Origin of the sequence: Pseudoalteromonas sp. 19-MNA-CIBAN-0066 (genome assembly GCF_040308705.1) — a bacterium.
GTDB lineage: Bacteria > Pseudomonadota > Gammaproteobacteria > Enterobacterales > Alteromonadaceae > Pseudoalteromonas > Pseudoalteromonas nigrifaciens.
Genome location: NZ_JBEONZ010000003.1, coordinates 172,203 through 196,523, shown reverse-complemented (window position 1 = coordinate 196,523; position 24,321 = coordinate 172,203). Strand labels below are relative to the sequence as shown.

The window sequence follows — 24,321 nt, the reverse complement described above, 5'->3', positions numbered from 1 at the left end:
TTTGTTGGGATATCGCCAAGCGGTAAGGCACCAGGTTTTGATCCTGGCATTCCCAGGTTCAAATCCTGGTATCCCAGCCAACTTCTTCTACCAAGGAAAGTTGTTTAAAGAATAGCTCTAGCTTAGAGTTTAAATTAGCAAATTAGTGATGCGGGAGTGGCGGAATTGGTAGACGCGCTGGATTTAGGTTCCAGTATCTTAGGATGTGAGAGTTCAAGTCTCTCCTTCCGCACCATGTTCTTAACTAGAACGAAAACTTGTACAAATTTATAGTTGGGATATCGCCAAGCGGTAAGGCACCAGGTTTTGATCCTGGCATTCCCAGGTTCAAATCCTGGTATCCCAGCCAATTTGTTTATACTTCCTACTTAAATTACTCTTCCTTTTGTATTACTCATAAGTACTCATAACTACTCATTTTAAATCTATTTATTTTAAACTTCTGTATTTTTAATCTATCTATAAAATCTTATTTTAATAACTGTATTTAAATAGCCGTATTTTAGTGGCTATATTTTATTAGCAAACCCTCTGCTACCGCACTTTTAATCAATAAATAAGCATAAAAAAAGACCCATAAATGAGCCTTTTCAATAGTTCGCAAATGTTATAGCAATTAGTATTAATTTAACTCGCCGCTAATAGCGTATTTTAAAACCCAGTTTTTTACCGGTCCGGTATTGTTAGCTATTTTTAAAAATTGGCTACGCGCCCATTTTAATGGCGCAATTTGATTAGAAAAGCCAAAGTAGCAGGCATCCATCATACTCATCATTAATAAGTTTGCTTTGCGGCGCGATTTTTCATACTCATTTAATTTTAATGGGCAACCTATGTCATCAGCACTTAATAGCACCTGTGCAAGCGCTACAACGTCTTGAAAGCCTAAATTTACGCCCTGCCCGGCTAATGGGTTAATAGTATGTGCAGCGTCACCTACAAGCACTAGTCGCCCTTGCGAATATTTGTTTGCGTGCTGGCGAGCCAGTGGAAACACCGCGTGCTTTAACACGGTAAAATCACCGGCAAGCTCAGGAAATTTTTTAACAATATGTGTTTTAAGTTGCAGCGGGTTTAAACCTTTAAAGCTTTGCAGTGTATTGGCATCGTCATACCAAATTAAATTAGCGTAAGGAGCCTGCATAGGTAAAAAGGCCAAAGGGCCGGTGGGAGTAAATTGCTGCCACGTTTTTACTTGTTGCGGCGCATCAAGTTTTATAAGTACGCCCATGCAGTGCTGCTGATACTGCCAACCGGTTATACCTATGTTGGCTTTAGCGCGTAATTGCGATTGCCCGCCGTCGGCTGCAATAACTAAATCAGCGGTATACGTTTGCTCACCATACACTAGCGTAATTGCATCTGAGGTTTGCTCAATACTCGTAATAGGCGCTGCTTGCTCAATAACTCCAATGTTGTATTGCTCAAATTGCTGCCATAAACTGGCTTGAATTAGGTTATTTTCAATTAAGTGGCCTAAATGCGTGGTGTTTATATCGGCGCAATCAAATAATAAATTATCGCCACCGCGCTCAAATGCTTCTAATTGTTGATACGGTGCTAACCTGCTTTGTTTTAAAAGTGGCATTGCGCCCAATTCGTCTAGCAGCTTTTCTGAAAAACGATTTATTGCCGATACGCGAATATCAACCTGATCACTGCTTAAAACTTGCTGTGGATTTATTAGTTTTTTTTCTATTATGCGCACTGCTTTACCTTGCTGAGCAAGTTTAATTGCCATAGCAGCACCCACCATGCCAGCACCCACAACAATTACTTTATTTTTTGTCATGTTCTCATCTTTTTAATTTCTTAAAACTATTTTAATTGTATCGTAATTAGCTTGTTATGTGCCAAAGGATACGCTCAACTGTGGATAAAACTAAAGCTGCATTGATTTGAAATCACAAACATGAAAACTATACTTGGATTTACGTGTGTATCCAGCTAAAATACGCGTCCTTTAAGTGGGTATAGCGCAGTAATGCATTTCACTTAATCCTGTTTCTAGCACATTTTTGTGCCACTATCGAATTGAACACGAGGCAATATTTCAATGAGCAAAAAGCTGCATATTAAAACCTGGGGTTGTCAGATGAACGAATACGACTCTCAGAAAATGGCTGAACTTTTAGATGCCACCAATGGCTACCAGCTAACTGATGATGCAACAGATGCCGACGTAATTTTACTTAACACCTGTTCAATTCGTGAAAAAGCACAAGAAAAAGTGTTCCACCAGTTAGGTCGTTGGAAGTTGTTAAAAGACGACAAGCCAGACTTAATTATTGGCGTAGGTGGTTGTGTTGCCTCACAAGAAGGTGACTCTATTCGCCAGCGTGCGCCATTTGTAGACGTTATTTTTGGCCCACAAACGCTGCACCGTTTACCAGAAATGATTAAACAAGTGCAAGGCGATAAAGGCTCATCGGTTGTTGATATTTCATTCCCAGAGATTGAAAAATTTGACCGTTTACCAGAGCCAAAAGCCGATGGCCCATCTGCGTTTGTATCTATTATGGAAGGCTGCTCTAAGTACTGTACTTTTTGTGTTGTACCATACACTCGCGGCGAAGAAGTTAGCCGCCCAGTAGATGACGTACTATTAGAAATTGCCCAGCTTGCTGAGCAAAACGTACGTGAAGTAAACCTACTTGGCCAAAACGTAAACGCGTACCGCGGCGACACACACGATGGCGAAATTTGTTATTTTTCGGATTTAATTCGTCTTATTGCTGCCATTGATGGTATTGACCGTATTCGTTACACCACATCGCATCCAGTAGAGTTTACCCAAGATATAGTTGACGTATACGCCGATGTACCAGAGCTTGTAGATCATTTACATCTACCAGTACAAAGTGGTTCAGACCGTATTTTAAACCTAATGAAACGCGGCCATACGGCAATTGAATATAAGTCGACAATTCGTAAGTTACGCAAAATTCGTCCTAACTTAAGCATGTCGTCAGATTTTATTATTGGTTTTCCGGGTGAAACCCAAGATGACTTTGAAGCAACCATGAAGCTAATTAGCGACGTTGGTTTTGATATGAGCTTTAGCTTTATTTACAGTGCACGCCCAGGTACACCAGCGGCCGACTTGCCAGATGACGTAACCGAGCAAGAGAAAAAAGAGCGTTTATACTTACTGCAAAATCGTATTACACAAATGGCGCAACAAATTAGCCGTCAAATGTTCGATACAGAGCAGCGTATACTCGTTGAAGGCCCTTCTAAAAAGAACCCAATGGAATTACGTGGCCGTACCGAAAACAACCGTGTAGTTAACTTTGTTGGCCCACATACAGTGATCGGTCAGTTTGTTGACGTACGTATTACCGAGGCACTACCAAATTCTTTACGTGGTGACTTAATTCGTACAGAATCAGAAATGAACTTACGTCGTGAAATCGCTCCTTCAGCTATTTTAACCAAAGCTGCAAGCCTTGAGCCTAAACCTGACACTATAAACGAAATTGGCGTTGCTACTTTCGTCCCTTAGTGGAAATTTTAGCGCCAGTTAACACTGGCGCCATGCTATAGGAAGTAATTTTGAGTAATCAGTTAAAAACATTAGAGATTTATTTAGAACCTGCCGATAACAAACGCCTTTCTTCTTTATGTGGCCCGTTTGACGAAAACATCAAACAAATTGAACGCCGACTCGGTGTTGAAATTATCCACCGCGATAACTTTTTTAAAGTCACAGGCAAAACTTACAGTAGCGCCAGCGCTGTAGAAATTTTAAAAAACCTTTATATTGATACTCAACCTGTGCGCGGCGAAATTGGCGAAATAGAACCCGACAACGTGCACTTAGCCATTACCGAATCAAACGCCCTTGAACAAGACGCCACAACCAGCACTTACACCAAAGAAATGGTGATTAAAACGCGCCGTGGTGTTATAAAGCCGCGTAACGAAAACCAAGGTATATACGTTTCTAATATTTTGCATCACGATATTACCTTTGGCATTGGCCCTGCTGGTACAGGCAAAACATACTTAGCTGTGGCAACTGCAGTTGATGCCCTAGAGCGCCAAGAAATTCGCCGTATATTGCTTACCCGCCCAGCGGTAGAAGCAGGTGAAAAGCTCGGTTTTTTACCGGGCGATTTAAGCCAAAAGGTCGACCCATACTTGCGCCCGCTTTACGATGCGCTATTTGAAATGCTTGGCTTTGAAAAAGTAGAAAAACTAATCGAAAAAAACGTTATTGAAATTGCCCCACTTGCTTATATGCGTGGGCGTACGCTTAATGATGCCTTTATTATTTTAGATGAAAGCCAAAATACCACCGCAGAGCAAATGAAAATGTTTTTAACCCGTATTGGGTTTAACTCAAAAGCGGTTATTACTGGCGACATAACGCAAGTAGATTTACCACGTGGTGTGCGCTCAGGCTTACGCCATGCAATGGAAGTACTCGATGGCGTAGACGAAATAAGCTTTAACCACTTTAAAGCCCAAGACATAGTTCGCCATCCTGTGGTTGCGCGTATTGTTGAAGCCTACGAGCGCAACGATGAAAGCGAGCGACTTATGCGCCTAGAAAAGCAAAAAGCCCGAGAGCAACTTGCCGCTCAACAACCGCCTGCTACTAAAGAGTAATACCGTGAACACTGAACTTGATTTACAAATAGCCTGTGAGTTTGACAACTTACCAAGCGAGGCACAATTTGCGCTTTGGGCCGACAAAGCCCTTAGCCAATACCGCGACGAATCTGAACTCACTATTGTAATTAGTGACGAAGCGCAGTCGCAACAACTCAACAACGACTACCGTGGTAAAAACAAGCCTACCAATGTACTGTCGTTTGAGTTTGAAGCACCACCGGGAATAGATATTCCTTTAGTAGGTGATTTAGTTATTTGCCCAGCTATTGTATTGGCTGAAGCAATTGAGCAAGAAAAGTCATTTCATGACCACTTTGCTCATATGGTTATTCATGGATGCTTGCATTTGCTTGGATTTGACCATATAAAGAGTGAAGATGCTTTTGAGATGGAAAGTATAGAAAAGCAATTACTTGCTGAGCTAAACATAGCAGACCCATATCGGGACGAAATTTAAATAAACGGAGTAATCAGATATAATGAGCGACGGTAACTCGCATTCTAGCCAGGGTTCTTCTGGAAAAAGCTGGCTGGGCCGAATAGCCCAAAAGTTTCAAGGGGAACCCCAGAACAGAGAAGAGCTGGTTGAAGTAATTGCCGATGCGCAAGAGCGGGATGTAATCGATCCAGAAACCAAAGAGATGATTGAAGGTGTGCTTGGCGTGTCTAAGCTTAAAGTGCGAGACATTATGGTGCCGCGCTCACAAATGATCACCCTTGAGATCGACAGCCCGCTTGAAGAGCTCATACCTATGATGGTTCACTCTACGCACTCACGCTTTCCGGTGGTGTGTGAGGACAAAGACCATGTAGAAGGGATTTTACTCGCTAAAGATTTATTACCCCTAATCTTAAACAAAGACGACTTACTGCCCTCACTGCGCGATTATTTACGCCCAGCAATGGTAGTACCCGAAAGTAAACGTGTCGATACCCTGCTTAACGAATTTCGTCAGCAACGCTACCATATGGCTATTGTTATTGATGAATACGGCGGTGTATCGGGCTTAGTCACTATTGAAGATATTCTTGAAATAATCGTGGGCGAAATAGAAGACGAGCACGACGAAGAAGAAGAGCAACAAGATATTCGCCAACTTGCTAAGCATGTTTACGTAGTACAAGCGCTAACCCCTGTTGATGACTTTAACGAGCATTTTAAAACAGGTTACAGCACAGATGACGCCGATACTATTGGTGGCACTGTATTACATGCCTTTGGCCACATGCCAAGCCGTGGCGAAACCATTGATATAGAAGGTTACCAATTTAAAGTAACCAACTCTGACAATCGCCGCATCTTGCAACTGCAAGTCACCGTTCCTAAGGTTGATGATAACTACAGTGAAGATTCTGCTAACTAAGTTCACCTTATTAGCAAAAGATAAAAAAGCATGGCTCGCATTAATTGCGGGCCTTATTTTAACTTTTGCCTATGCCCCCTTTGAAATTTGGCCCATTGCATTTTTTAGCCTTGCTGCCATCATTTTTTGTATTAATCCAAAAAACACCGGTAAAACACACGCAAAAACAGCCGCTAAATATGGCTTTATATTTGGTTTAGGTTGGTTTGGTGCTGGTATTAGCTGGGTACATGTATCTATAGCCACTTTTGGCGGCATGCCATTAATCGCTTCTTTAGCGCTTATGGCCTTATTGTGTTCATACTTAGCGTTATTTCCTGCACTTGCCTTTTGGGCAACAACTCGCTTTGCCAGCGGCCCTAAAAGTTATGGCGCATTATTAATTGTAAGTTTTGCCATAAGCGAATACTTACGCGCACACTTACTAACAGGCTTTCCATGGTTAAGTTTTGGTTATACGCAAACCGACAGCCCACTTAGACTGCTTGCCCCTTATATTGGCGAATTTGGTTTAACCTTAGTATGTATTGCCATTGGTTTTGCATTGTATCGCCTAAGCCAAAAAGATTTTAAAACATTGGCCATAACCAGCAGTGCTTTAGCACTACTTTTTGCCGGTGCATACACCACAGGTACAGCACAGTACTCTGGAAAAAGCATGTCGACATTACTTGTACAAGGTAATATAAAACAAAATCTGCGCTTTGATCCCAGCCAGTTTTGGACCACCATGAGTAAATACCAAGACCTAACCCGCACACACTGGGACGCCGACTTAATAGTATGGCCCGAAGCCGCAGTACCCGAAATAGAAGCGCTTGCCGACTCATACCTAGCAGGCTTAGACAGCGCCGCTTCATTTAATAAAACCGCGCTAATTACCGGTGTTGTTGACTACCAACTCGACACTAAAACTATTTTTAATACCCTTATAGTAGTGGGTAATAAAAATAAAGATGATGAACACGGCCACTACCGCTACCTAGATAAAAACCGCTATCAAAAACACCAATTACTCCCTATTGGCGAATTTGTACCATTTGAAGATTTACTGCGCCCTATCGCACCGTTGTTTGATTTACCTATGTCGTCGTTTACCCGTGGCGACAAAGTACAAAACAACCTACGTGCTAACGGCTTTAATATACTACCCGCTATATGCTACGAAATAGTATTTGCCGACCTAGTGCGTGGTAATTATCAGCACAGCTCAGATTTACTCTTTACCGTAAGTAACGATGCTTGGTTTGGCGACTCCATTGGCCCCCACCAGCATATGCAAATCGCTCGCATGCGCGCTCTAGAGCTACAGCGGCCACTAATACGTGTTACTAACAACGGCGTAAGCGGCGTATACGACCCAATAAGCCACACGCAACAAAGCATGCCACAGTTTGAAGCAACCACCATGAAAGCCGACGTTAAGTTAATACAAGGCGACAGCGTGTACAGCCAATACGGCAACATGTTTGTATGGGGATTTGTGTTGTTGCTGGGTGTTGGCGGGTTTGGGATTAGGTTTAAGAGATAAATGAAAAATTCTAAACTTAGAGAATTAGCAATAGATTAAGCCCAGCGCAGTCTTTGGGCTTAACAATTAACTTTTCTGGTTAATTATTACTCTACATCGCTCAAGCTAAGCAATTGACGCCTATTGCGTAATGTGAGTATTTTAATTTCATGTTCAACTTTATAAATAATTCGATAGCTACCAAATATTAATTCACGATATCTTGAGCCTAATAATTCTGGCACTTCCCGACCTAGTTCAGGTTGAGTACCAAGTAAATCTGTTCGATCAAAAATATCATTAACCCATTTGTCAGCCGCCGATGGTTTATCAAAAGCAATAAATTTAGCCATAGTGACTAATTTTTCTAATGCTAAAGGCGACCAAACTACTTTCAATCTTTAATACTCTTTAAAACTTGCGCACGAGCATCTGAGTTTGAAATACCCAGCCCCATAGAGAGTTGATCTTCAGCTTTTTGTATTTCCTCTAATAACTCTATTTTTTCCTGCATAGATTCATATTCAGCAACATCTAAAACCACAGCAACGCCTTTACCCCTTTGAGTTATTACAATTGGCCTTCTGGTTTCATTAACTTGGCGTATAAATGATGCAGCTCCAGCTCTAAAATCTGAAAGCGGCTGAATATCTTGATCTAAATGAAGCCTACTCATGATCGTACCTTTAGTTGTACTTTATATGGTACAAACTATAGTTAAAATAAATGTTAAATACAATACTTTATACTTAAGCTCAATAACAATATCGAGCGAAGTATATAAATCCAATTATACTAACTCTAAGGTAAACAAGCTTATTAAGTATCAAAATGATGCTAAATAAGCTTATATGACACCTTCTTTAGCGACTTATGTTTTGTGAATGTTGTTAAAAACTAAAGCATGGATGTTCTGTGTAGCAAAGCATATCTAAACACTCTGAGATGAATAGAGTATTATTAATTCTCTTGTTCGGTTTCGCTCCGCTCTTGCGTAACTCCTCTATATAAAATACGTTATTTAATTTGTGGGCTTTGAAAAAAGGCTGCACTAGGCAGCCTTTAATTTAAATGATTTTTTAACCCGTCTTATTATTTGGCTGCTTAACTATTTAACTAACTATTTAACTAATCTATTTAACGGTAAGCGGTGCGTTATTAATCGCTGATAATGGCAGGTTTACATCGAATAATTGGCCACGAACTTGGGCAACCCCCATAGCCTTTAAGCGTGCTGTGTGCATAGTTAAATACGCATTAGCTGATGCTTCATCTTCAAATAGGTAAATACCACCAGCAAGTTGACCTTGTTGGTTTTCGGTCCAAATTTTCCAAATAATACCGGGTTCATGGTTAATTGATTCGGCTAAATCTTTTAATGCTGCTGACATTTGCTCCCCAAACGGGCCTGCAAAATCAAAGTCTACCTGTAATAATTTTTTCACTATAAGCTCTCTTTTAACTAAAGCGCGGTATCACGCTTTTAATAATACTCTAATAAATTAGTTAGCTACCAAGCACACGCAAAGTAGCTAACAGGCTGCGTAACTTAGCAGCTTAATTTATTGCAATTAGCGACCAAATTCACTCGGTGGTGCTGGCACTACCAATGGTTTTTTCGGATTTGCTTTAAGCTCTTTTAATAACTCTTTTACAGCGCGTTCAATCGACGGATCTTGTCCGGCTTGAATAAGCTCTGGGCGATCAATCACTTCTATGTCTGGGCTTACGCCTTCATTTTCAATGATCCAGTTACCTTCGTTATCTAAAATTCTAAAAGTAGCGGCAATAACTGAGCCACCATCTACAAGCCCAGGGTTGCCCGAAATACCAATTAAACCGCCCCAGGTACGCGTACCAATTAATTTGCCTAAACCTGCTTGGCGAAAGTAATACGGTAGTGCGTCGCCGCCTGAACTAGAGTAGCCATTGATCAGCATAGCTTTAGGGCCATCGTGTGCAAACTGCGGGGTTTTAGTTGGCTCTACACCACGGCGTTTCCAGTAGTTAAGCGGTTTACGCGCTAACCAAGTGATCATATGTTCAGGTATAAAACCGCCGCCATTGTAACGATCGTCTATGATCATCGCTTCTTTATTAGTTTGCGGTAAAAAGTTTTTAAATAACGAACGGTTACCTTCGTAATGGGTGTTAGGTAAATGCACGTAGCCAATACGCCCATCTGAAAGCTTATTAACATACTCAGCGCGCGATTGTGCCCACTGTAAGTAACGCAATCCAGTTTCGCTGGCAATAGGCGTTACCATTACTTTCCAGCTGTTTTTTAGGCTTGGTGATTTACTGAGTAGTAATTCAACCGATTTACCTTGGGTGTTTTCTAGTAGTTCGTAAAAGTTGACTACGCTTTTTACTGAGCGGCCATTTACTGCAATTATGTAATCGCCTACATTGGCGTTAATGCCGGTTTCGTTTAGCGGTGAGCGAAAGTTTTCGTGCCAGTTTTCGCCTTTAAAAATAGTCTCTATTTTTACAAAGCCTGATTTATGCGCGCTAATTTCTGCGCCCAATAAGCCATGCTGTAAACGAGGAGATGTTGGCATATCGCCCGAGTTAACATAAATATGCCCTGAGTTTATTTCGCCTGCTATTTCACTTAATACATAATCTAGGTCGGCTCGATGTGCAATAGCGTCTGCCATAGGTTGGTAACGCGCTAAAATAGCATCCCAGTCTTGGCCATGATGGTTTTCGTCATAAAACCAGTCGCGCAGAGTGCGCCAGCCTTCACGATACATTTGTGCCCACTCGGTTTGCGGGTCAATTTTTAATACCATGTCTTGCAAGTTAAGTTGCGTAGCTTTTAAGTCTTGTTTAGCTTCTGGCTTTATTACGCTAATGTTTTTTCCTGCACGAGCAATAATATGCTCAGCATTAGCCGACACTTTATAATTACTCACTCCTGCTGCTATTGTGGCAACTTCACCATCAACGGCATTAGGCACTAACTTAAGCTCTCCTGCCGATAGTGTTAATACGCCGTCTTTTACGCCGCTTAGTGCGCCGTAGTTTCCTGCAGGTACATTTAGCGCCACAACACGGCTCATAAAGCCGTTACTTTCTATATAATTGCTGGGTGCTTTAGCTGACTTTTTATCGTCTTTATCTGCTTTTGAGTCAACAATGCTTATTTCGTCACTCAGCGGTGTATTAAGTGGCTTGATTTTACTATTTACTGCAACCGAATACAGTCGGGTTGCATTGTTAAACATGTAGTCAAACTCGTAGCTACTAAAAGTTAAATTAAAGTCGCGCTCTGATGTGAAATACAATTGCTGCCCGTCGGGAGAAAACGCTGGGTTTGTCTCACTGCTCATGTCATCAGTTAAGCGAGTAACGCGCTTGTCTTTTAAATTGTAATGCCATAATGAGGCGTAGCGATTTTCGTTATTTTTAACAAACACTATATCCTCGCTATTAGGCGACCAAATATAGCTAGTTAAACCATCTTCATTATATTTTGCGGTATCAATTTTACGCTGCTTACCGGTTTTAATATCGAGCCACCACAGGGTGTGATTCTGATCGCTAAACAATAACTTTTTATTATCTGGTGACCAAACTGGCTCAAAACGCCAAATACTGCCATTACTGGTCAGTTGCTTAACTTGGTTATTGTTAGCTCTGTCTTTTAGGTAAATTTCGTACTCGCCTGTTTCATCACTCATGTAAGCAATATAGCGTCCATTGGGCGACCATGTAGCCGATATTTCACGCCCTTTTGGCGTATGGCTTAAGTTTCGGGTTGGGCCATTTTTAACCGGCACAGAAAACAGTTCGCCGCGTGCTGTAAATAGTACTCTTTTTCCATCGTGCGATACGTCCATTGAATCAATAAAGTCACTAACATTTTTACTGTAGGCCATTGTATGTTCACGGTTACCTTGAACATTTATGCTCAGCTTTTCAGATTGCTGCGTGGCGTCATCAAAGCGATACAAATAACCACCATTTTCATACACTATGGCGTTGGGCCCAGCCGAGGGCCAAAGCACATCAAAGTCGCTGTGGTTAGTTACTTTTATCGGATTTTTGCCATCTTGATGTTTGTATAAATTTAGCGTGTATTCTCTGTCCGACACGTAGTAAATGTTATTGTTAACCCAAGTAGGCTGTTGGTCGGTTGCTCTGTTGGTTGTTAATTGCTTTGATTTGTTATTTTCTAAATCGTAAACCCATACATCTTGTGCGCGCCCGCCACGGGTGCGTTTCCAAGTACGAAATTCGCGATCAATGGGTGTATACACATACTGTTTGCCATCGGGCGATAACATGCCACCGCCAGTTTCTGGTATGGCTAATGGTTGCTCTAGGCCACCCGCAGCAGGCACTATATAAGGTCGGCCAACACGCTGACCATAAGGGGTACGGTTAGCTCTAAACACAATATGCTTACCGTCTGGGGTCCAATCAAGTACACGATAATCAAAACCACCGCGCGGCGGCATTACACCTACGTCGTTATAATAAGTCAGTTGTTTTAAGTCGGAGCCATCGCGGTTCATTACATACACTTGGCGGCTGCCATTATATTGGGCAGAAAAAGCGATTTGGCTGCCATCTGGCGAAAATTTAGGAAAGGTTTCAAAACCAATATGATCAGTTAAGCGCGTGCTTTTACCTGTTTTAGTGTTTGCTATATAAATATCGCCCGCATAAACAAAGGTTACTGATTCTTTATGAATATCGGGAAAGCGTAATAAGCGGGTATCTTGTGTTTGATAAGCCGCAACCATCGGCGATATTGCCGGTGCAACCGCTACTGCTATTGCTGTTAATAAAGTGCGTAGTTTCAAGGTTATCGTCCTTACAATGTTATTTCATTTCATAATAACAATAAAAAGACAGTTTGCAGCTTTGTGCGACAAATTACTGTAACAAGGTGTAAATACAGTCATTGTAAAAGCTTAATAATTGGTAATATATTTCACTCACATTTTAATATTTTAAACACCTACTCTAGCTAAAAGCAGTACTTTAAGCCCATTAAAAAAATAAAAGTTAATACTGCCTTGATTTATTCAGCTTTTGTTAATACTATCTTGCCCAATAAAATCCATTACTTTCATGGTATTACCTAACGATCTGTAATTTGGTTTTATTTAATCATAAATACACATAAAAGGAATATAATGTGAACAAAATAGCTTCAATCTTTATCGCTGTTACCCTACTTTTAACTACCGGCTGTACGGCCATTATGACTGCAGAACAAGCAGCTCCTACGTTAAATAAGCCCCAAGTTGATGAAATACAAATTGCAGTGGTAGATCATCGCCCATATGTTGTAAATGGTGACAAACTCTCTGGTTTTGAAGGATTAAGTCGCTCTGGCTTTGGTATACCTTATACACAAAACATCATTACTGGCGAAACTATGCCACAACACTTAGGTAAACGCCTTGCTGCTGGTTTTATTCGCTCTGGTATTAACGCTAAGCTAATAGCTACCACACCACAGGTCGATATTAATGACATTAAAGCAGATAGCGATACTGCGACTATTATAATCGTACTTAACGAATGGAAGTATGATCACCACGCTTTTACTGATAACTCATGGTATAACTTTGATCTAATAATTAAGGATCGCACTGGTGCTACGCTTATAAATAAAAACTTTACTGGCGAGCAAGACATTCCAAGTATGCATACCAACGACTTACAAATGCTTTATAAAGAGCGCTTTGAATTAGCGTTTGCAGATCCTGAGGTTAAAGCGTTACTGTAATTTTAAACTACGCGAACATTTTTATTGGCGAACTAAATAAGTATTTAGTTCGCCAAAGCAGCAAACAATATAACTGTTATTTACGCGCTTAAATTAAAACCCCTTCTTTATTACTATTTAATATTTTCTGAAACCTCAATCATTACCGTTTGATCTACTTGTATAAGCCCGCGCTTTGGCCGGTCTAAATCTATAATAATAAATACGATTAAAGTAATTAACAAAGAAACCAATACTATGGGCACAATCATTCGCTTACCACTTAGTCCTGCGGAATAACCCATAATGCCGCCAGACGAAATAAAAACAATAAAGAGCAGTATTAATACCACCTCAGGTACATGCATTTGCAATAAAGCATTTCGCTTTCCTTGGCTGTCTATTACATCATTAAGCGATTTTACAAACGCTCCTGTAGTTACAGGCCTTGGGTCAACATTTGTGGCTGCGATAGCCAATGACCATAACTGACGCTGTAGGTTGGCTATTTTATTATTGTAGTCGTTACGCTGCGCGTGTTTGGTTAAATCTAATTGGCCTATAGCAACTCGTAAGTCTACATACTCTTTAAATAATTCATTGGCTTGTTTTTTGTATTCTTGTGGCAGTAATTCAACCCGTAATATGGCTGTGCCGATTGTGTTTGCTTCATCTATTAACGCCATGCTGCGGTTATCATACCGTTGCATCGACATGCTAAATGTAAAACCCAGTAGTAATGCTAACAAACCTAATATACTGCCCTGAATAGAACCCGTTAGCGTCTTAACCTCACTGTCGGTTCTGCCTTGAATAAACCGCCCTGCTCTAAAGCCTATTTCGTTAAAAATAACGATCGCAATAAACAATGTAACTGCAATTAATACACTGCTGTATCCATAAAGTAATTCATCTTCGAACATAATTTAGTAAATTCCACTGGCCATTATTTGGGTGTACTTTTTAAAGCGTACTCAACAAAGTTATACTTTAAAGATACGGTAAATTTAAACTGGAAGTAAGTAAAATTAAGTTAAGGGCTGATTCACCAACCTGCCTTAACGCTAAACATTATAGTCGTGATCGCCTCGTCTTTTCATTTCACTCATAACCAGCTCAACCATTTGTTGTTTTATTGCTGCTTGCTCTGATTTTAACTCCCCTAATTGCCGCTCTAGTATATCTATTTGCTCTTGTTGTTGTGAGTTTTTATATTTTTTAGACCCTAAATGCTCAACATCAATAGCTAAACTAGCATCACTTTTATTTGGCTCATTTGCGGTGCTATTTATGGTTAAACTGCTTTGAATTGGACTTTGTTTGAGTTTGTTAATTTGCTCTTGCAATGCAATAACCCGCCCTAAAAAGTGCTTATACACTTTTTCTAGGTTTTTATATTGATCGCCAAACGTTGCGTTATCTTCCCTGTACTTTTGTGCTTTAGTGTCTAAGAACTTTGATAAAACATATTTTGGCTCAGCCTCTGTCTCACCTTCAGCAAGTTGCTTATCTGGTTGTGTTAAAGGCTGAGTATTAAGGCTGTATGCATGGTGTAAAGGGGGCGCTGGTGAAATCTTCATTACTTTATCCCTAAAATAGCTTTGTCACTATTATAGGTATCGACCTAACATTAAAATTCTTGAGTAACGTTTACAGGCTGGCTAAAAGCAAAAAGCCCCACTTTATGAAAGCAGGGCTTAAGTAATTATTACTTAAAATAATATTACGACTCAATAGCCAATAACTCAACTTCAAATATAAGCAGTGATGCCGGTGGAATGCTGCCCACACGTTTTTCACCGTAAGCCAGTTGATGCGGTACATAAAGTAGGTATTTATCGCCGGGGCTCATAAGTTGCAGACCTTCGGTCCACCCTTTAATAACTTGATGTAAACCAAAGCTAATAGGGGCTTTACGCTCAACTGAGCTGTCAAATACTGTGCCGTCTATTAACGTACCGTGGTAATGCACATTAACCATGCTTTTGGGGTTAGGCTTGTCATCGCTTTGCCCTTGGTGCAATACTTTGTACTGCAAGCCTGAAGCGGTCTCTTGTACGCCATCTACTTTTGCATTAGCTGCCAAAAAATCAGCTTCTATTTGCGCGTTAATACCCACTTGTTGTTTGGCTTTTTTGCTGTTTTTAAATATTAAAAAGCAAAATATGGCGATAATTACCGCTAATATTATATTAAGCATAGTTAATTTTTTTCCTCTTCTGGTTCTGCGTCTTTTTCATCTTCGCTATCGCCGTTTACAATGTCTGCAATATCTTTAAGTCGTGCTAAGGCTAGGCCGTTTACTGAGTTTTCAGGATAGTGCCCGTCAACTAAATCGCCAGCTTCTAAATCCATCAGTAAGTTAAGTGCCTGATCTACCGTCTCTACTGCGTAAATATTAAATTTACCAAGTTCAACTGCATTAAGTATTTCCTCATCTAACACTAAGTTAACTTGGTTAGATTTAGGAATGATCACGCCCTCTTCGCCAGTTAAACCGCGCATTTTACACAGTTTAAAAAAGCCTTCTATTTTTTCGTTTACGCCACCAATAGCTTGTACATCGCCATGTTGGTTAATTGAGCCTGTAAGCGCAATTGATTGACTCAGTGGTAAACTAGTAATAGCCGAAATTAACGCGCATAACTCGGCAAGTGACGCGCTATCGCCATCTATGTAGCCATAACTTTGTTCAATTGCAATATTTGCACTGAGCGTTAAGCTAAAGTGCTGCGCGTATTTATTGCCTAAATAGCCGGTAAGTAGCATTACCCCTTTAGAGTGAATTGCTTTACCTAGCTCGGCTTCGCGCTCTACATCTAAAACGCCATCGGCACCGGCATAAACTGTTGCCGTAATACGCGCAGGTGTACCAAATGAGGTATCGCCAATATGCAGTACAGTTAAACCATTTACTTTGCCTATGGCTTGGCCTTGCGTGGCAATAAGGGTGTGCCCTTCTTTAATATCACTGAGCATGTTTTCGCTAATTTGCCCAGTACGATACTGTTTACCTTCAATGGCTTCGTCAATATGATGAGCGTCTATAACCGTTAGCTTGTCTTGTTTGGCATAATAACTTGCTTCGGCTACCAGCTCTAACACATCGGCAAAGCGGGCAGAGAGTTTATTATGATGCTCGGCTTGGCGATAACTAAATTTGAGCAAGCGCACCATTGCGGCTTCTGTAGTGGTGCATTTTAAAACGTGCTCGCAATAGTCAGTTACTTTGGTAATAAATTGGTACTGTAATTTATCGCTACTCGGTAAGTAGTAGTCAAAGTCGGCTAGTATTCTAAACAGCTCAGCAAATTCTTCGTCGTACTCACCTATGGTGTAGTACAGCTCGCGCGAGCCTAATAATATTATTTTTACATCTAGCGGAATTAACTGCGGGCGCAACGTAAAACTGCTGCCTACAACGCTATCTTGATACGGTAAGTCATTTTTAATTTGATGGGTTTTAAGCGATAGTTTTAAACCATCCCACACTTGTGGGTTAGCCATTACTTTTTCGGCGTCCATCATTAAATAGCCACCGTTAGCACGATGCAATGCGCCGGCCTGAATTGAGCGATAGCTAGTTATAAGCGAGCCTTGTGAGGTAGCGTACTCAACCTTGCCAAATATGTTGCCAAACGTTGGGTTAGGCTCGTAAACCACAGGAGCGGCGTCGCCTTCTTTAAACTCAACTAAAATATTGGGCGCAAAAAAGTCAGTAAGCATGCCTTTGCGATCAAAGTCTTCTTTGTTTTCTTCGCTTTCGCCTTCATCGTCTAACCACTCAAGCACAGCGTCAATAATTTCTACGCGAATGTCTTTTAAATAACGCAGCACGCCAATATGGCTGGCATATTTATGCTCTAAGTCTTTTAATAAGGGCTTAGTTGCTTGCTCGGCAGTCGACTTTTTAAGGTTACGTAGCTTTTCGGTAGATTCACGTTTCCAGCGCGGCAGCTCAATAAGTGCTTCTATTAATGTGTCTTCGAGTTTTTCAATTCTTTCAAAAAAGGTTTCACGTAGCTCATCTTCAAGGTGCGAAAATTCATTATCGCTTAGCTGCTTGCCACCTATTAATGGAGCAAAGCCTACTACGCCTTTTTCTTCAATAAGCGCCACACTTTGTTCAAGCGCCGCAATTTCTACCGCGGTAATAGCACCGTCATAGGCGTCGTTAAATTCACGGTCTATGGATTTCTTTTTGCGCTGGTACGCAGGGTTGTCAAATGCGGCAGGAAAGGTGTCGAGCACTTCGTCAATAAAAGCATCAATGTCATCGGCAAGCTTTTTACTTTGCCCAGCTTGCATAAACAGTGCGATAGGCTCGCGGTGGTCGTCGTAATTATTTACATACAACCACTCATTAGGCGTTACTCTGCCTTTGGCATGCTCTTTTAGTTTGTCTTTTACTAGGGTAAAACGTCCATGTGCAGCTTCGCCCATTACGTATACGTTATAGCCAGGTAAATCCATACCGAGTGAAAAGTCTAATGCACTTTGCGCCCGTTGTTGGCCTATAAAAGTAAAATGCTCTGGGTATGGGTTGCTCATGCAAGTATGCACGTGGCTAGTAGAAATGCTCGGCGCAAGCTTTGATACAGGTAGTGGCAGTAATTTTTTCGTCATTCTAACTTCTTTGTTTACCAGCGTATTCACTGGCTTTTGGCGTATTAAGTGGCCTGCAGCCACTTAATACTTATATTTAGGGTTGCAAAGCCTTACGGCTAAAATAGATTCCATCACACTCTAAACAAGGTGTTATTTGCGTAGCATGATAAACATCGTAACTATGGTTACAATTCTTACATACTAATGTGCCCATGGCTATCCATTCGCCTACGTGATATATGCCATTGTGCTTAAAATCTTGGCTAAGTGAGTTCCACTCTAGCTGTGTTTTGTCTTCTATGTGCGAAAGCTCATACCATAATGATTCTTTAAGCTCTTGCCATGCAAGCGAATTATAGTGGGTTTCGTGCTCTTGCAAGTGTTCTAAATCGCGCATTAAGTAGTTACGATAAAGTTGATACTTTTCTTCTCCTAAATTTTTAAGTGCCTGCTCAGATTCAACAAATCGTTTTACCGCCTCTTTTAATTCATGATCTTTTACATCTTTTAACCAAAGCGTTAAATCGTTTAGCCATGTTTTGTAGTCAGCCATTTTCTTACTCCTGCAAATTTAGGGCATATTTAGATTTGTAGGTTGAACCTATTAGGGCTGTTAAATCAACCTTTAACCTATGCTTTTCAGCAACTAGCTTACAAAAGTATAGGTTAACCTGCACTGAAAGTTATAATTTAATAAAAGCGTGTTTATGGCGCTATAAATAGCGGTTTATTTGGGTTATCCTAGAGCTAATTTTTTATTAGTCGTAAGAAGTCTGGAACCGTAGATGCAAGAGCAATATAACCCTCAAAAAATAGAGTCAAAAATCCAACGTTACTGGGAAGAAAACAAAGTATTTAAAGTTACGGAAGATGAGAGCAAAGAAAAGTATTACTGCCTTTCTATGTTCCCCTACCCGAGCGGTCGACTCCATATGGGTCACGTGCGTAACTACACTATTGGTGACGTTGTATCTCGCTTTCAGCGCTTAAAAGGCAAAAACGTAATGCAACCTATGGGTTGGGATGCGTTTGGTTTACCTGCAGAAAACGCGGCTATTAAAAACAAAACAGCCCCTGCAAAATGGACCTACGAGAATATTGACTACATGCGTACCCAACTTAAGCAGTTAGGTTTTGGTTATGACTGGGATCGCGAAATTGCCACCTGTCATCCAGAATACTATAAATGGGAACAATGGTTTTTCACTAAGTTGTACGAAAAAGGCTTAGTGTACAAAAAAATGTCGACGGTTAACTGGGATCCGGTAGATCAAACTGTATTAGCTAACGAGCAAGTTATTGACGGTCGCGGTTGGCGTTCGGGCGCTGTGGTTGAGCAAAAAGAAATTCCACAGTGGTTTATTAAAATTACCGACTACGCACAAGAACTACTTGACGATTTAGACAAGTTAGAAGATTGGCCTGAACAAGTTAAAACCATGCAGCGCAACTGGATTGGTCGCTCTGAAGGGTGTGATATTGAATTTAAACGCACTGATAACAACGAAACATTTAGCGTTTATACCACGCGTCCAGATACCTTTATGGGTGTGACTTATGTAGCGGTTGCTGCAGGCCACCCAATTGCTAAAGAAGCGGCTAAAAATAGCGATTCTGTGGCACTGTTTGTTGAAGAATGTAAAAACAACAAAGTAAGTGAAGCCGACATGGCAACCATGGAGAAAAAAGGCATAGCAACTGGCTTTTTTGCTACTCACCCACTTACTGGTGAGCAAGTACCAATTTGGATCGCTAACTTTGTACTAATGCATTACGGCTCAGGCGCGGTAATGGCAGTGCCTGCACACGACCAACGTGACTTTGAATTTGCAACAGCCTACGGCCTTGATATTAAACAAGTGATTGCGCCAGTTACGGGCTCTGACCTTGAAGTAAACCTAAACAAAGAAGCGTTTACCGATAAAGGTGTATTGGTTAACTCGGGTGAATTTGACGGCCTTGATTTTGACGCGGCATTTAATGCCATTGCCGATAAGTTAGAAGCCTTGGGTGTGGGCGAGCGTAAAGTAAACTTCCGCCTGCGTGATTGGGGCGTAAGCCGCCAACGTTACTGGGGTTCACCAATTCCAATGCTTAGCGACGAAGACGGTAACGAACTTGCTGCAACCGACGAGATGCTGCCAGTACGCTTACCAGAGGACGTAGTAATGAATGGCGTTACATCGCCAATCAAAGCTGATCCTAACTGGGCAAAAACCACCATGAATGGCGCACCAGCGTTTCATGAAACCGATACCTTTGACACCTTTATGGAATCGTCTTGGTATTACGCTCGTTACTGTAGCCCACGTCATGACGAAGGCATGCTAGACCCAACAGCGGCTAACTATTGGTTACCAGTAAACCAATACATAGGCGGTATTGAACACGCTATTTTACATTTATTGTACTCGCGCTTTTTCCATAAACTATTACGCGACTTTGGTTTAGTTGATTCAGACGAGCCATTTGACCGCTTACTTTGTCAAGGTATGGTATTAGCCGAAACGTTTTATCGTAAAGATGAAAAAGGGGCTGATATTTGGATTTCGCCAAGCGACGTAAATACCGAAACAGACGACAAAGGCCGCGTAACTAAAGCATGGCATAAAGTTGATGGTAACCCGGTGTTTTCATCTGGCATGAGCAAAATGTCAAAATCGAAAAATAACGGTATTGACCCACAGCATGTTATTGCACAATACGGCGCCGACACTGTACGTTTATTTATGATGTTTACAGCACCACCAGAGCAAACGCTAGAATGGTCTGACGCGGGTGTTGAAGGGGCACATCGCTTCTTAAAACGTGTGTGGAAATACGCGGTTGATGTTAAAACAGTTGGTTTTCAACCACTCAATAAAACAGCATTAAATAACGAGCAAAAAGTACTGCGTCGCGATTTACACAAAGCAATTGCTAAAGTGAGTGATGATGTTGAACGTCGTCAAACCTTTAATACTGCTATTGCGGCAATTATGGAGCTGTCTAATAAACTATTAAAAGCACCGTTAAATAGTAAGCAAGATGTAGCGATAGCTAACGAAGCGCTTGAAGCAATGCTTATTATGCTTGCACCTATTACGCCGCATTTGTCGCACCAATTATGGCAAGAGCTAGGTAAAGAAGGCGATATAGTTAACGCTTCATGGCCAGAGGTTGATCAGTCGGCTTTGGTTGAAGATGAAAAGTTAATTATTATTCAAGTTAACGGAAAACTACGCGCTAAACTAACCGTTGCAGCCGATGCCACAAAAGAGCAAGTAGAAGCACTCGCTTTTGAACAAGCAAGCGTAACTAAATACACTGACGGCGTTACCGTTCGTAAAGTTATTTACGTACCGGGTAAACTGCTTAATGTGGTAGCTAATTAATATGGCCGCTTTTAACGCCATTAAAAACGGACTAGCCTTAGTGCTAGTCTGTTTTTTATTAACTAGCTGTGGCTTTCATTTAAAAAAAGCCTCTAGCTTGCCAGACGATCTAAAACAAATAACCCTCATTGGCGACGATGAAAAGTCAGCGTTATTTAGCGCCTTAAAAAGTGAGCTTATTGCCAGTGACGTTAAACTAGTTGCGGCTAGTAAAAAGTCGGCACAGCTTTATTTATTTAAAGATCAGCTTGAACGTCAAACCTTGTCGTTGTTTCAAAATGGCCAAGTAGCAGAATACGAACTTACTTACAGTGTTGCGTTTGTGATCAATCGTCCTAATGCTGAGCCAATAGAAAAGCGCTTTGAGTTATATCGTAATTATCAAGACGATCCTGACAATGCATTAGCCAAAGCAAAAGAGCTTGCACTCCTTATTAGCGAAATACGCCAACAAGCTAGTCGTCGTATTCTTAGAGAGTTGTCGCAACTATAATGCGCTGTTACGCTAATCAATTACCGAGTGAACTAAAAAAAGGCTTAAAACCCTTTTACTTAGTGTTTGGTGAAGAGCCTTTTCAAGAAGCGCAATGTGTACAACAAATTCGCGCAATTGCTAAAGAGCAAGGCTTTGATGAAGTAATTAAATTTACTTTAATGCAAGGTTTTGATTGGCAAGAAATTATAGCTCAATATCAAAGTATGTCGCTGTTTAGCGCCCGCACTATTATTGAGCTTGATTTAAACCAGCAAAAGCCAGGAATTATTGGCAGCAACACGTTTAAAAAAATTATTGAGCTAATAAACCCCGATACCATTTTAATTATTAAAGGCGCTAAAGCCAGCCAAGACGTACAACGCAGTGCTTGGTTTAAAGCGCTTGATAAACACGGTTTATTTGTACCTTGCTATCCGCTTACCGGTACGCATGTAAAGCGTTGGTTAGATGAGCAATGCCAGCGTTTATCTCTTAATATGCAAAATGAGGCAAAGCTGAGTTTAATTAGCGCCACTGAAGGTAATTTACTGGCGTGTTTTCAAGAACTCGAAAAACTCTCATTACTACACGCCAATGCGCTCATTACACAACAATTAGTAATGCAAGGGCTATTAAATCAAGCCAAGTTTGATATTTTTGATTTAAGCGACGCACTATTAAACGGCCAAGCTAAACAAGCAATAAAAGTGCTGAATAAACTGGCCAGCGATAACACCGAAGTGGTGAGTATTTTATGGGCAATAACCAAGGAGCTTAACACCTTAATTGATGTGCAAATTGGTTTACTTAATGGCGAGCCCATTGCTAATTTATTTAAGCAAAAAGCAATATGGAAAAACCAACAAGCGCCAGTACAAAGTGCTATAAACAGGTTAAGTATTCATACCCTTGAGCAAATTAGCTCTGAGCTTGCAATATTTGACGCCAGCTACAAACAAGGTAACTTAATTGCGCCCTATCAAGCACTCGCGCATATTTGTATTAAGTTTTGCCAACCGCTGAATATTTCGCTGCCATGTCATCCTGTTAATTAAAATGCAGAATTTAACATGATCGCAATTTTTGGTGGCACTTTCGACCCCGTTCATTTGGGGCACATTAATATGGCAAAGCAATGCGTAAATGCACTTAACTTAAATACGTTGTACTTTATGCCTTGCGCACTGCCCGCCCACAAAATGGCTCCTGGCATTAGCACCGAGCACCGAGTAGCTATGCTCAATGCAGCAATTGCGCCTTACCCTTTTTTTCAACTCGATTTAAGAGAGTTGCACCGCACTGGGCCTTCTTATTCTTTATTGAGTTTACAAGAATTAAGAGCACAGCATCCAAACACGCCAATTGTGTTTTTAATTGGCATGGACTCGTTTAATAACCTCGATAAATGGTATCAGTGGCAAGCAATCACGCAACTTTGCCATATTGTGGTGTATCAACGCCCTGGGCAGCAATGTGCTGTTAGTGGCCATTTACAGCATTATATGCAACAAGCGCAAGTTAATAATGCAAAAACCCTTTCACATACGGTTGCCGGTAAACTTTATTTTTTACCCGGTGAAATGCTCGATGCAGCATCGAGTAATATTCGCCAACAACTTAAAAATACTAATAAAAAGAATGAACTATTACCCGATGCAGTGAGTCTGTATATAGAGCGCCATGCGCTTTACCAAAATGATGATAATACTAATTAACCTTGACAAGTGAATACTCTGCAAGAGTCATTGGTATAAAACCCCTAGCATGTTAAAATGCACGCTATTAAATTTAAAATTGAGACAAAACCTTGGATTCGAAACAACTACTCGCTTTTGCAATAGATAAAATTGAAGATATGAAAGCACGCGATGTGATTCATATTGACGTAACAGCAACATCAGACATTACAGACTACATGGTTGTATGCTCTGGCACATCTAAACGTCATGTTCTGTCAATTGCTGATAATTTAGCAAAAGAGGCTCGCCACGCAGGTGAAGAACCTTTAGGTTATGAAGGCCAAAGCGACGGTGAATGGGCATTGGTTGATTTAGGTGATGTGGTTGTACACGTGATGCAAAACGAAGCACGTAGCTATTACGATCTAGAAAAACTGTGGGGCTAGTAATAAACACCCACTTATTTTAGACAGGCTTGGAAGTAACACGTGAAAATACAAATGATTGCCGTTGGTACAAAAATGCCAGCTTGGGTAGAAACCGGATTTACAGAGTATCAACGTCGTTTTGCTAAAGATATGGCACTTGAACTGATTGAAATCCCAGCCGGAAAACGTGGTAAAAATGCAGATATAAAACGCATTTTACATATTGAAGGTGAAAAAACCTTAGCAGCTATTCCTAAAGGCAACCGTATTGTTACTCTAGAAGTAACAGGTAAACCACTTGATACCCACGAACTTGCTAAAAACATGGAAAAATGGCAACTCGATGGCCGCGATGTAAGTTTACTTATTGGCGGTCCTGAAGGACTTGCACCAGAGTGTATTGCTGCCTCTGAGCAAAAATGGTCGTTATCTAACTTAACTTTACCGCACCCTTTGGTGCGTATTATTGTTGCTGAAAGCCTATACAGAGGCTGGAGCTTAAATAACAACCATCCTTATCATCGCGAGTAATCCT

General features: G+C 40.9%; 22 protein-coding genes and 3 tRNA genes. 15 read left to right on the top strand and 10 right to left on the bottom strand.

Annotated elements, in window-relative coordinates; all coding sequences use genetic code 11:
* The first annotated feature begins 5 nt into the window (after positions 1 to 5).
* From AAEZ18_RS03715 to AAEZ18_RS03705, 3 genes are all read left to right on the top strand, one after another.
* Positions 6 to 80 (top strand) — tRNA-Gln (locus AAEZ18_RS03715).
* A 70-nt stretch (positions 81 to 150) separates the two neighbouring features.
* Positions 151 to 235, top strand: a tRNA-Leu gene (locus tag AAEZ18_RS03710).
* Positions 236 to 274: 39 nt separating this feature from the next.
* A tRNA-Gln gene (locus tag AAEZ18_RS03705) sits at positions 275 to 349 on the top strand.
* A 273-nt stretch (positions 350 to 622) separates the two neighbouring features.
* Here AAEZ18_RS03705 and AAEZ18_RS03700 read toward each other — a convergent pair.
* The gene (locus AAEZ18_RS03700) at positions 623 to 1,792 is read right to left on the bottom strand and encodes an FAD-dependent monooxygenase (RefSeq protein WP_089367975.1); all 1,170 of its coding nucleotides are present in this window, start codon (positions 1,790 to 1,792) and stop codon (positions 623 to 625) included.
* A 264-nt stretch (positions 1,793 to 2,056) separates the two neighbouring features.
* Between AAEZ18_RS03700 and miaB the strand changes: the two genes are divergently transcribed.
* From miaB to lnt, 5 genes are read left to right on the top strand one after another with little or no spacing between them, the layout of a single operon-like run.
* On the top strand, positions 2,057 to 3,505 hold the full coding sequence (gene miaB / locus AAEZ18_RS03695; protein ID WP_086994706.1) for a tRNA (N6-isopentenyl adenosine(37)-C2)-methylthiotransferase MiaB: 1,449 nt from the start codon (positions 2,057 to 2,059) through the stop codon (positions 3,503 to 3,505).
* A gap of 50 nt (positions 3,506 to 3,555) precedes the next feature.
* Positions 3,556 to 4,614, top strand: coding sequence for a PhoH family protein (locus AAEZ18_RS03690; RefSeq protein WP_011327734.1), 1,059 nt, complete (start codon positions 3,556 to 3,558; stop codon positions 4,612 to 4,614).
* A gap of 4 nt (positions 4,615 to 4,618) precedes the next feature.
* On the top strand, positions 4,619 to 5,077 hold the full coding sequence (gene ybeY / locus AAEZ18_RS03685; protein WP_011327733.1) for an rRNA maturation RNase YbeY: 459 nt from the start codon (positions 4,619 to 4,621) through the stop codon (positions 5,075 to 5,077).
* Between the two features lie 22 nt (positions 5,078 to 5,099).
* Positions 5,100 to 5,984, top strand: a complete 885-nt coding sequence (gene corC, locus AAEZ18_RS03680) for a CNNM family magnesium/cobalt transport protein CorC (RefSeq protein ID WP_011327732.1) — start codon at positions 5,100 to 5,102, stop codon at positions 5,982 to 5,984.
* On the top strand, positions 5,965 to 7,515 hold the full coding sequence (gene lnt, locus AAEZ18_RS03675) for an apolipoprotein N-acyltransferase (protein WP_172459234.1): 1,551 nt from the start codon (positions 5,965 to 5,967) through the stop codon (positions 7,513 to 7,515). Before corC ends, lnt begins: the two co-directional genes overlap by 20 nt.
* A gap of 86 nt (positions 7,516 to 7,601) precedes the next feature.
* Here lnt and AAEZ18_RS03670 read toward each other — a convergent pair whose 3' ends face one another.
* The 4 genes from AAEZ18_RS03670 to AAEZ18_RS03655 form a co-directional block, all read right to left on the bottom strand.
* Entirely contained in the window at positions 7,602 to 7,892 is a 291-nt protein-coding gene (locus AAEZ18_RS03670) for a type II toxin-antitoxin system RelE/ParE family toxin (RefSeq protein WP_089367973.1), read from the bottom strand.
* Entirely contained in the window at positions 7,889 to 8,170 is a 282-nt protein-coding gene (locus AAEZ18_RS03665) for a type II toxin-antitoxin system Phd/YefM family antitoxin (RefSeq protein ID WP_011327729.1), read from the bottom strand. The genes AAEZ18_RS03670 and AAEZ18_RS03665 overlap by 4 nt, the downstream gene beginning before the upstream one ends.
* A 457-nt stretch (positions 8,171 to 8,627) precedes the next feature.
* A complete protein-coding gene (locus AAEZ18_RS03660) occupies positions 8,628 to 8,939 on the bottom strand; it encodes a monooxygenase (RefSeq protein ID WP_011327728.1) in 312 nt (103 codons plus the stop codon).
* Between the two features lie 126 nt (positions 8,940 to 9,065).
* The gene (locus tag AAEZ18_RS03655; protein WP_370446744.1) at positions 9,066 to 12,248 is read right to left on the bottom strand and encodes a S41 family peptidase; all 3,183 of its coding nucleotides are present in this window, start codon (positions 12,246 to 12,248) and stop codon (positions 9,066 to 9,068) included.
* A gap of 398 nt (positions 12,249 to 12,646) precedes the next feature.
* Here AAEZ18_RS03655 and AAEZ18_RS03650 point away from each other — a divergent pair, with 398 nt between their 5' ends.
* Complete coding sequence (locus AAEZ18_RS03650; protein ID WP_011327726.1) at positions 12,647 to 13,243, top strand: hypothetical protein; 597 nt, start codon at positions 12,647 to 12,649, stop codon at positions 13,241 to 13,243.
* 113 nt (positions 13,244 to 13,356) lie between these two features.
* Here the strand turns inward: AAEZ18_RS03650 and AAEZ18_RS03645 are convergent, their stop codons facing one another.
* From AAEZ18_RS03645 to AAEZ18_RS03625, 5 genes are all read right to left on the bottom strand, one after another.
* The gene (locus tag AAEZ18_RS03645; RefSeq protein WP_011327725.1) at positions 13,357 to 14,145 is read right to left on the bottom strand and encodes a bestrophin-like domain; all 789 of its coding nucleotides are present in this window, start codon (positions 14,143 to 14,145) and stop codon (positions 13,357 to 13,359) included.
* A gap of 141 nt (positions 14,146 to 14,286) precedes the next feature.
* Entirely contained in the window at positions 14,287 to 14,802 is a 516-nt protein-coding gene (locus tag AAEZ18_RS03640; protein WP_089367971.1) for a hypothetical protein, read from the bottom strand.
* Positions 14,803 to 14,945: 143 nt separating this feature from the next.
* The gene (bamJ, locus tag AAEZ18_RS03635; RefSeq protein WP_011327723.1) at positions 14,946 to 15,422 is read right to left on the bottom strand and encodes a BamJ family beta-barrel-assembly machinery protein; all 477 of its coding nucleotides are present in this window, start codon (positions 15,420 to 15,422) and stop codon (positions 14,946 to 14,948) included.
* A 2-nt stretch (positions 15,423 to 15,424) separates the two neighbouring features.
* Positions 15,425 to 17,848, bottom strand: a complete 2,424-nt coding sequence (locus AAEZ18_RS03630; RefSeq protein ID WP_011327722.1) for a Lon protease family protein — start codon at positions 17,846 to 17,848, stop codon at positions 15,425 to 15,427.
* Between the two features lie 76 nt (positions 17,849 to 17,924).
* On the bottom strand, positions 17,925 to 18,383 hold the full coding sequence (locus AAEZ18_RS03625; RefSeq protein ID WP_179808054.1) for a zinc ribbon-containing protein: 459 nt from the start codon (positions 18,381 to 18,383) through the stop codon (positions 17,925 to 17,927).
* A 232-nt stretch (positions 18,384 to 18,615) separates the two neighbouring features.
* On the opposite strand from AAEZ18_RS03625, the gene leuS reads away from it, so the two are divergent.
* The 6 genes from leuS (at position 18,616) to rlmH (ending at position 24,317) form a co-directional block, all read left to right on the top strand.
* Positions 18,616 to 21,204: a leucine--tRNA ligase gene (gene leuS, locus AAEZ18_RS03620; RefSeq protein ID WP_179808053.1), complete on the top strand. Its 2,589-nt coding sequence runs from the start codon at positions 18,616 to 18,618 to the stop codon at positions 21,202 to 21,204.
* Between the two features lies 1 nt (position 21,205).
* The gene (locus tag AAEZ18_RS03615; RefSeq protein ID WP_011327719.1) at positions 21,206 to 21,697 is read left to right on the top strand and encodes an LPS-assembly lipoprotein LptE; all 492 of its coding nucleotides are present in this window, start codon (positions 21,206 to 21,208) and stop codon (positions 21,695 to 21,697) included.
* Positions 21,697 to 22,734 (top strand): DNA polymerase III subunit delta, encoded by a 1,038-nt coding sequence (gene holA, locus AAEZ18_RS03610; RefSeq protein ID WP_011327718.1) that lies wholly within the window; start codon positions 21,697 to 21,699, stop codon positions 22,732 to 22,734. The genes AAEZ18_RS03615 and holA overlap by 1 nt, the downstream gene beginning before the upstream one ends.
* A 15-nt stretch (positions 22,735 to 22,749) precedes the next feature.
* Positions 22,750 to 23,394 carry a nicotinate-nucleotide adenylyltransferase gene (gene nadD, locus AAEZ18_RS03605; RefSeq protein WP_041454377.1) on the top strand — a complete coding sequence of 215 codons (645 nt, stop codon included), beginning with the start codon at positions 22,750 to 22,752 and terminating at the stop codon, positions 23,392 to 23,394.
* A gap of 92 nt (positions 23,395 to 23,486) precedes the next feature.
* Entirely contained in the window at positions 23,487 to 23,804 is a 318-nt protein-coding gene (gene rsfS, locus AAEZ18_RS03600) for a ribosome silencing factor (protein ID WP_011327716.1), read from the top strand.
* Positions 23,805 to 23,846: 42 nt separating this feature from the next.
* Positions 23,847 to 24,317, top strand: a complete 471-nt coding sequence (gene rlmH, locus AAEZ18_RS03595) for a 23S rRNA (pseudouridine(1915)-N(3))-methyltransferase RlmH (RefSeq protein WP_058372938.1) — start codon at positions 23,847 to 23,849, stop codon at positions 24,315 to 24,317.
* Positions 24,318 to 24,321 lie beyond the last annotated feature (4 nt).

Bases quoted from the DNA above. Each gene is read 5' to 3' on its own strand.
- AAEZ18_RS03700 (WP_089367975.1), bottom strand. From the start codon at position 1,792: ATGACAAAAAATAAAGTAATTGTTGTGGGTGCTGGCATGGTGGGTGCT.
- miaB (WP_086994706.1), top strand. From the start codon at position 2,057: ATGAGCAAAAAGCTGCATATTAAAACCTGGGGTTGTCAGATGAACGAA.
- corC (WP_011327732.1), top strand. From the start codon at position 5,100: ATGAGCGACGGTAACTCGCATTCTAGCCAGGGTTCTTCTGGAAAAAGC.
- AAEZ18_RS03665 (WP_011327729.1), bottom strand. From the start codon at position 8,170: ATGAGTAGGCTTCATTTAGATCAAGATATTCAGCCGCTTTCAGATTTT.
- AAEZ18_RS03655 (WP_370446744.1), bottom strand. From the start codon at position 12,248: ATGGTTGCGGCTTATCAAACACAAGATACCCGCTTATTACGCTTTCCC.
- AAEZ18_RS03645 (WP_011327725.1), bottom strand. From the start codon at position 14,145: ATGTTCGAAGATGAATTACTTTATGGATACAGCAGTGTATTAATTGCA.
- AAEZ18_RS03640 (WP_089367971.1), bottom strand. From the start codon at position 14,802: ATGAAGATTTCACCAGCGCCCCCTTTACACCATGCATACAGCCTTAAT.
- bamJ (WP_011327723.1), bottom strand. From the start codon at position 15,422: ATGCTTAATATAATATTAGCGGTAATTATCGCCATATTTTGCTTTTTA.
- AAEZ18_RS03630 (WP_011327722.1), bottom strand. From the start codon at position 17,848: ATGACGAAAAAATTACTGCCACTACCTGTATCAAAGCTTGCGCCGAGC.
- AAEZ18_RS03625 (WP_179808054.1), bottom strand. From the start codon at position 18,383: ATGGCTGACTACAAAACATGGCTAAACGATTTAACGCTTTGGTTAAAA.
- leuS (WP_179808053.1), top strand. From the start codon at position 18,616: ATGCAAGAGCAATATAACCCTCAAAAAATAGAGTCAAAAATCCAACGT.
- AAEZ18_RS03615 (WP_011327719.1), top strand. From the start codon at position 21,206: ATGGCCGCTTTTAACGCCATTAAAAACGGACTAGCCTTAGTGCTAGTC.
- holA (WP_011327718.1), top strand. From the start codon at position 21,697: ATGCGCTGTTACGCTAATCAATTACCGAGTGAACTAAAAAAAGGCTTA.
- nadD (WP_041454377.1), top strand. From the start codon at position 22,750: ATGATCGCAATTTTTGGTGGCACTTTCGACCCCGTTCATTTGGGGCAC.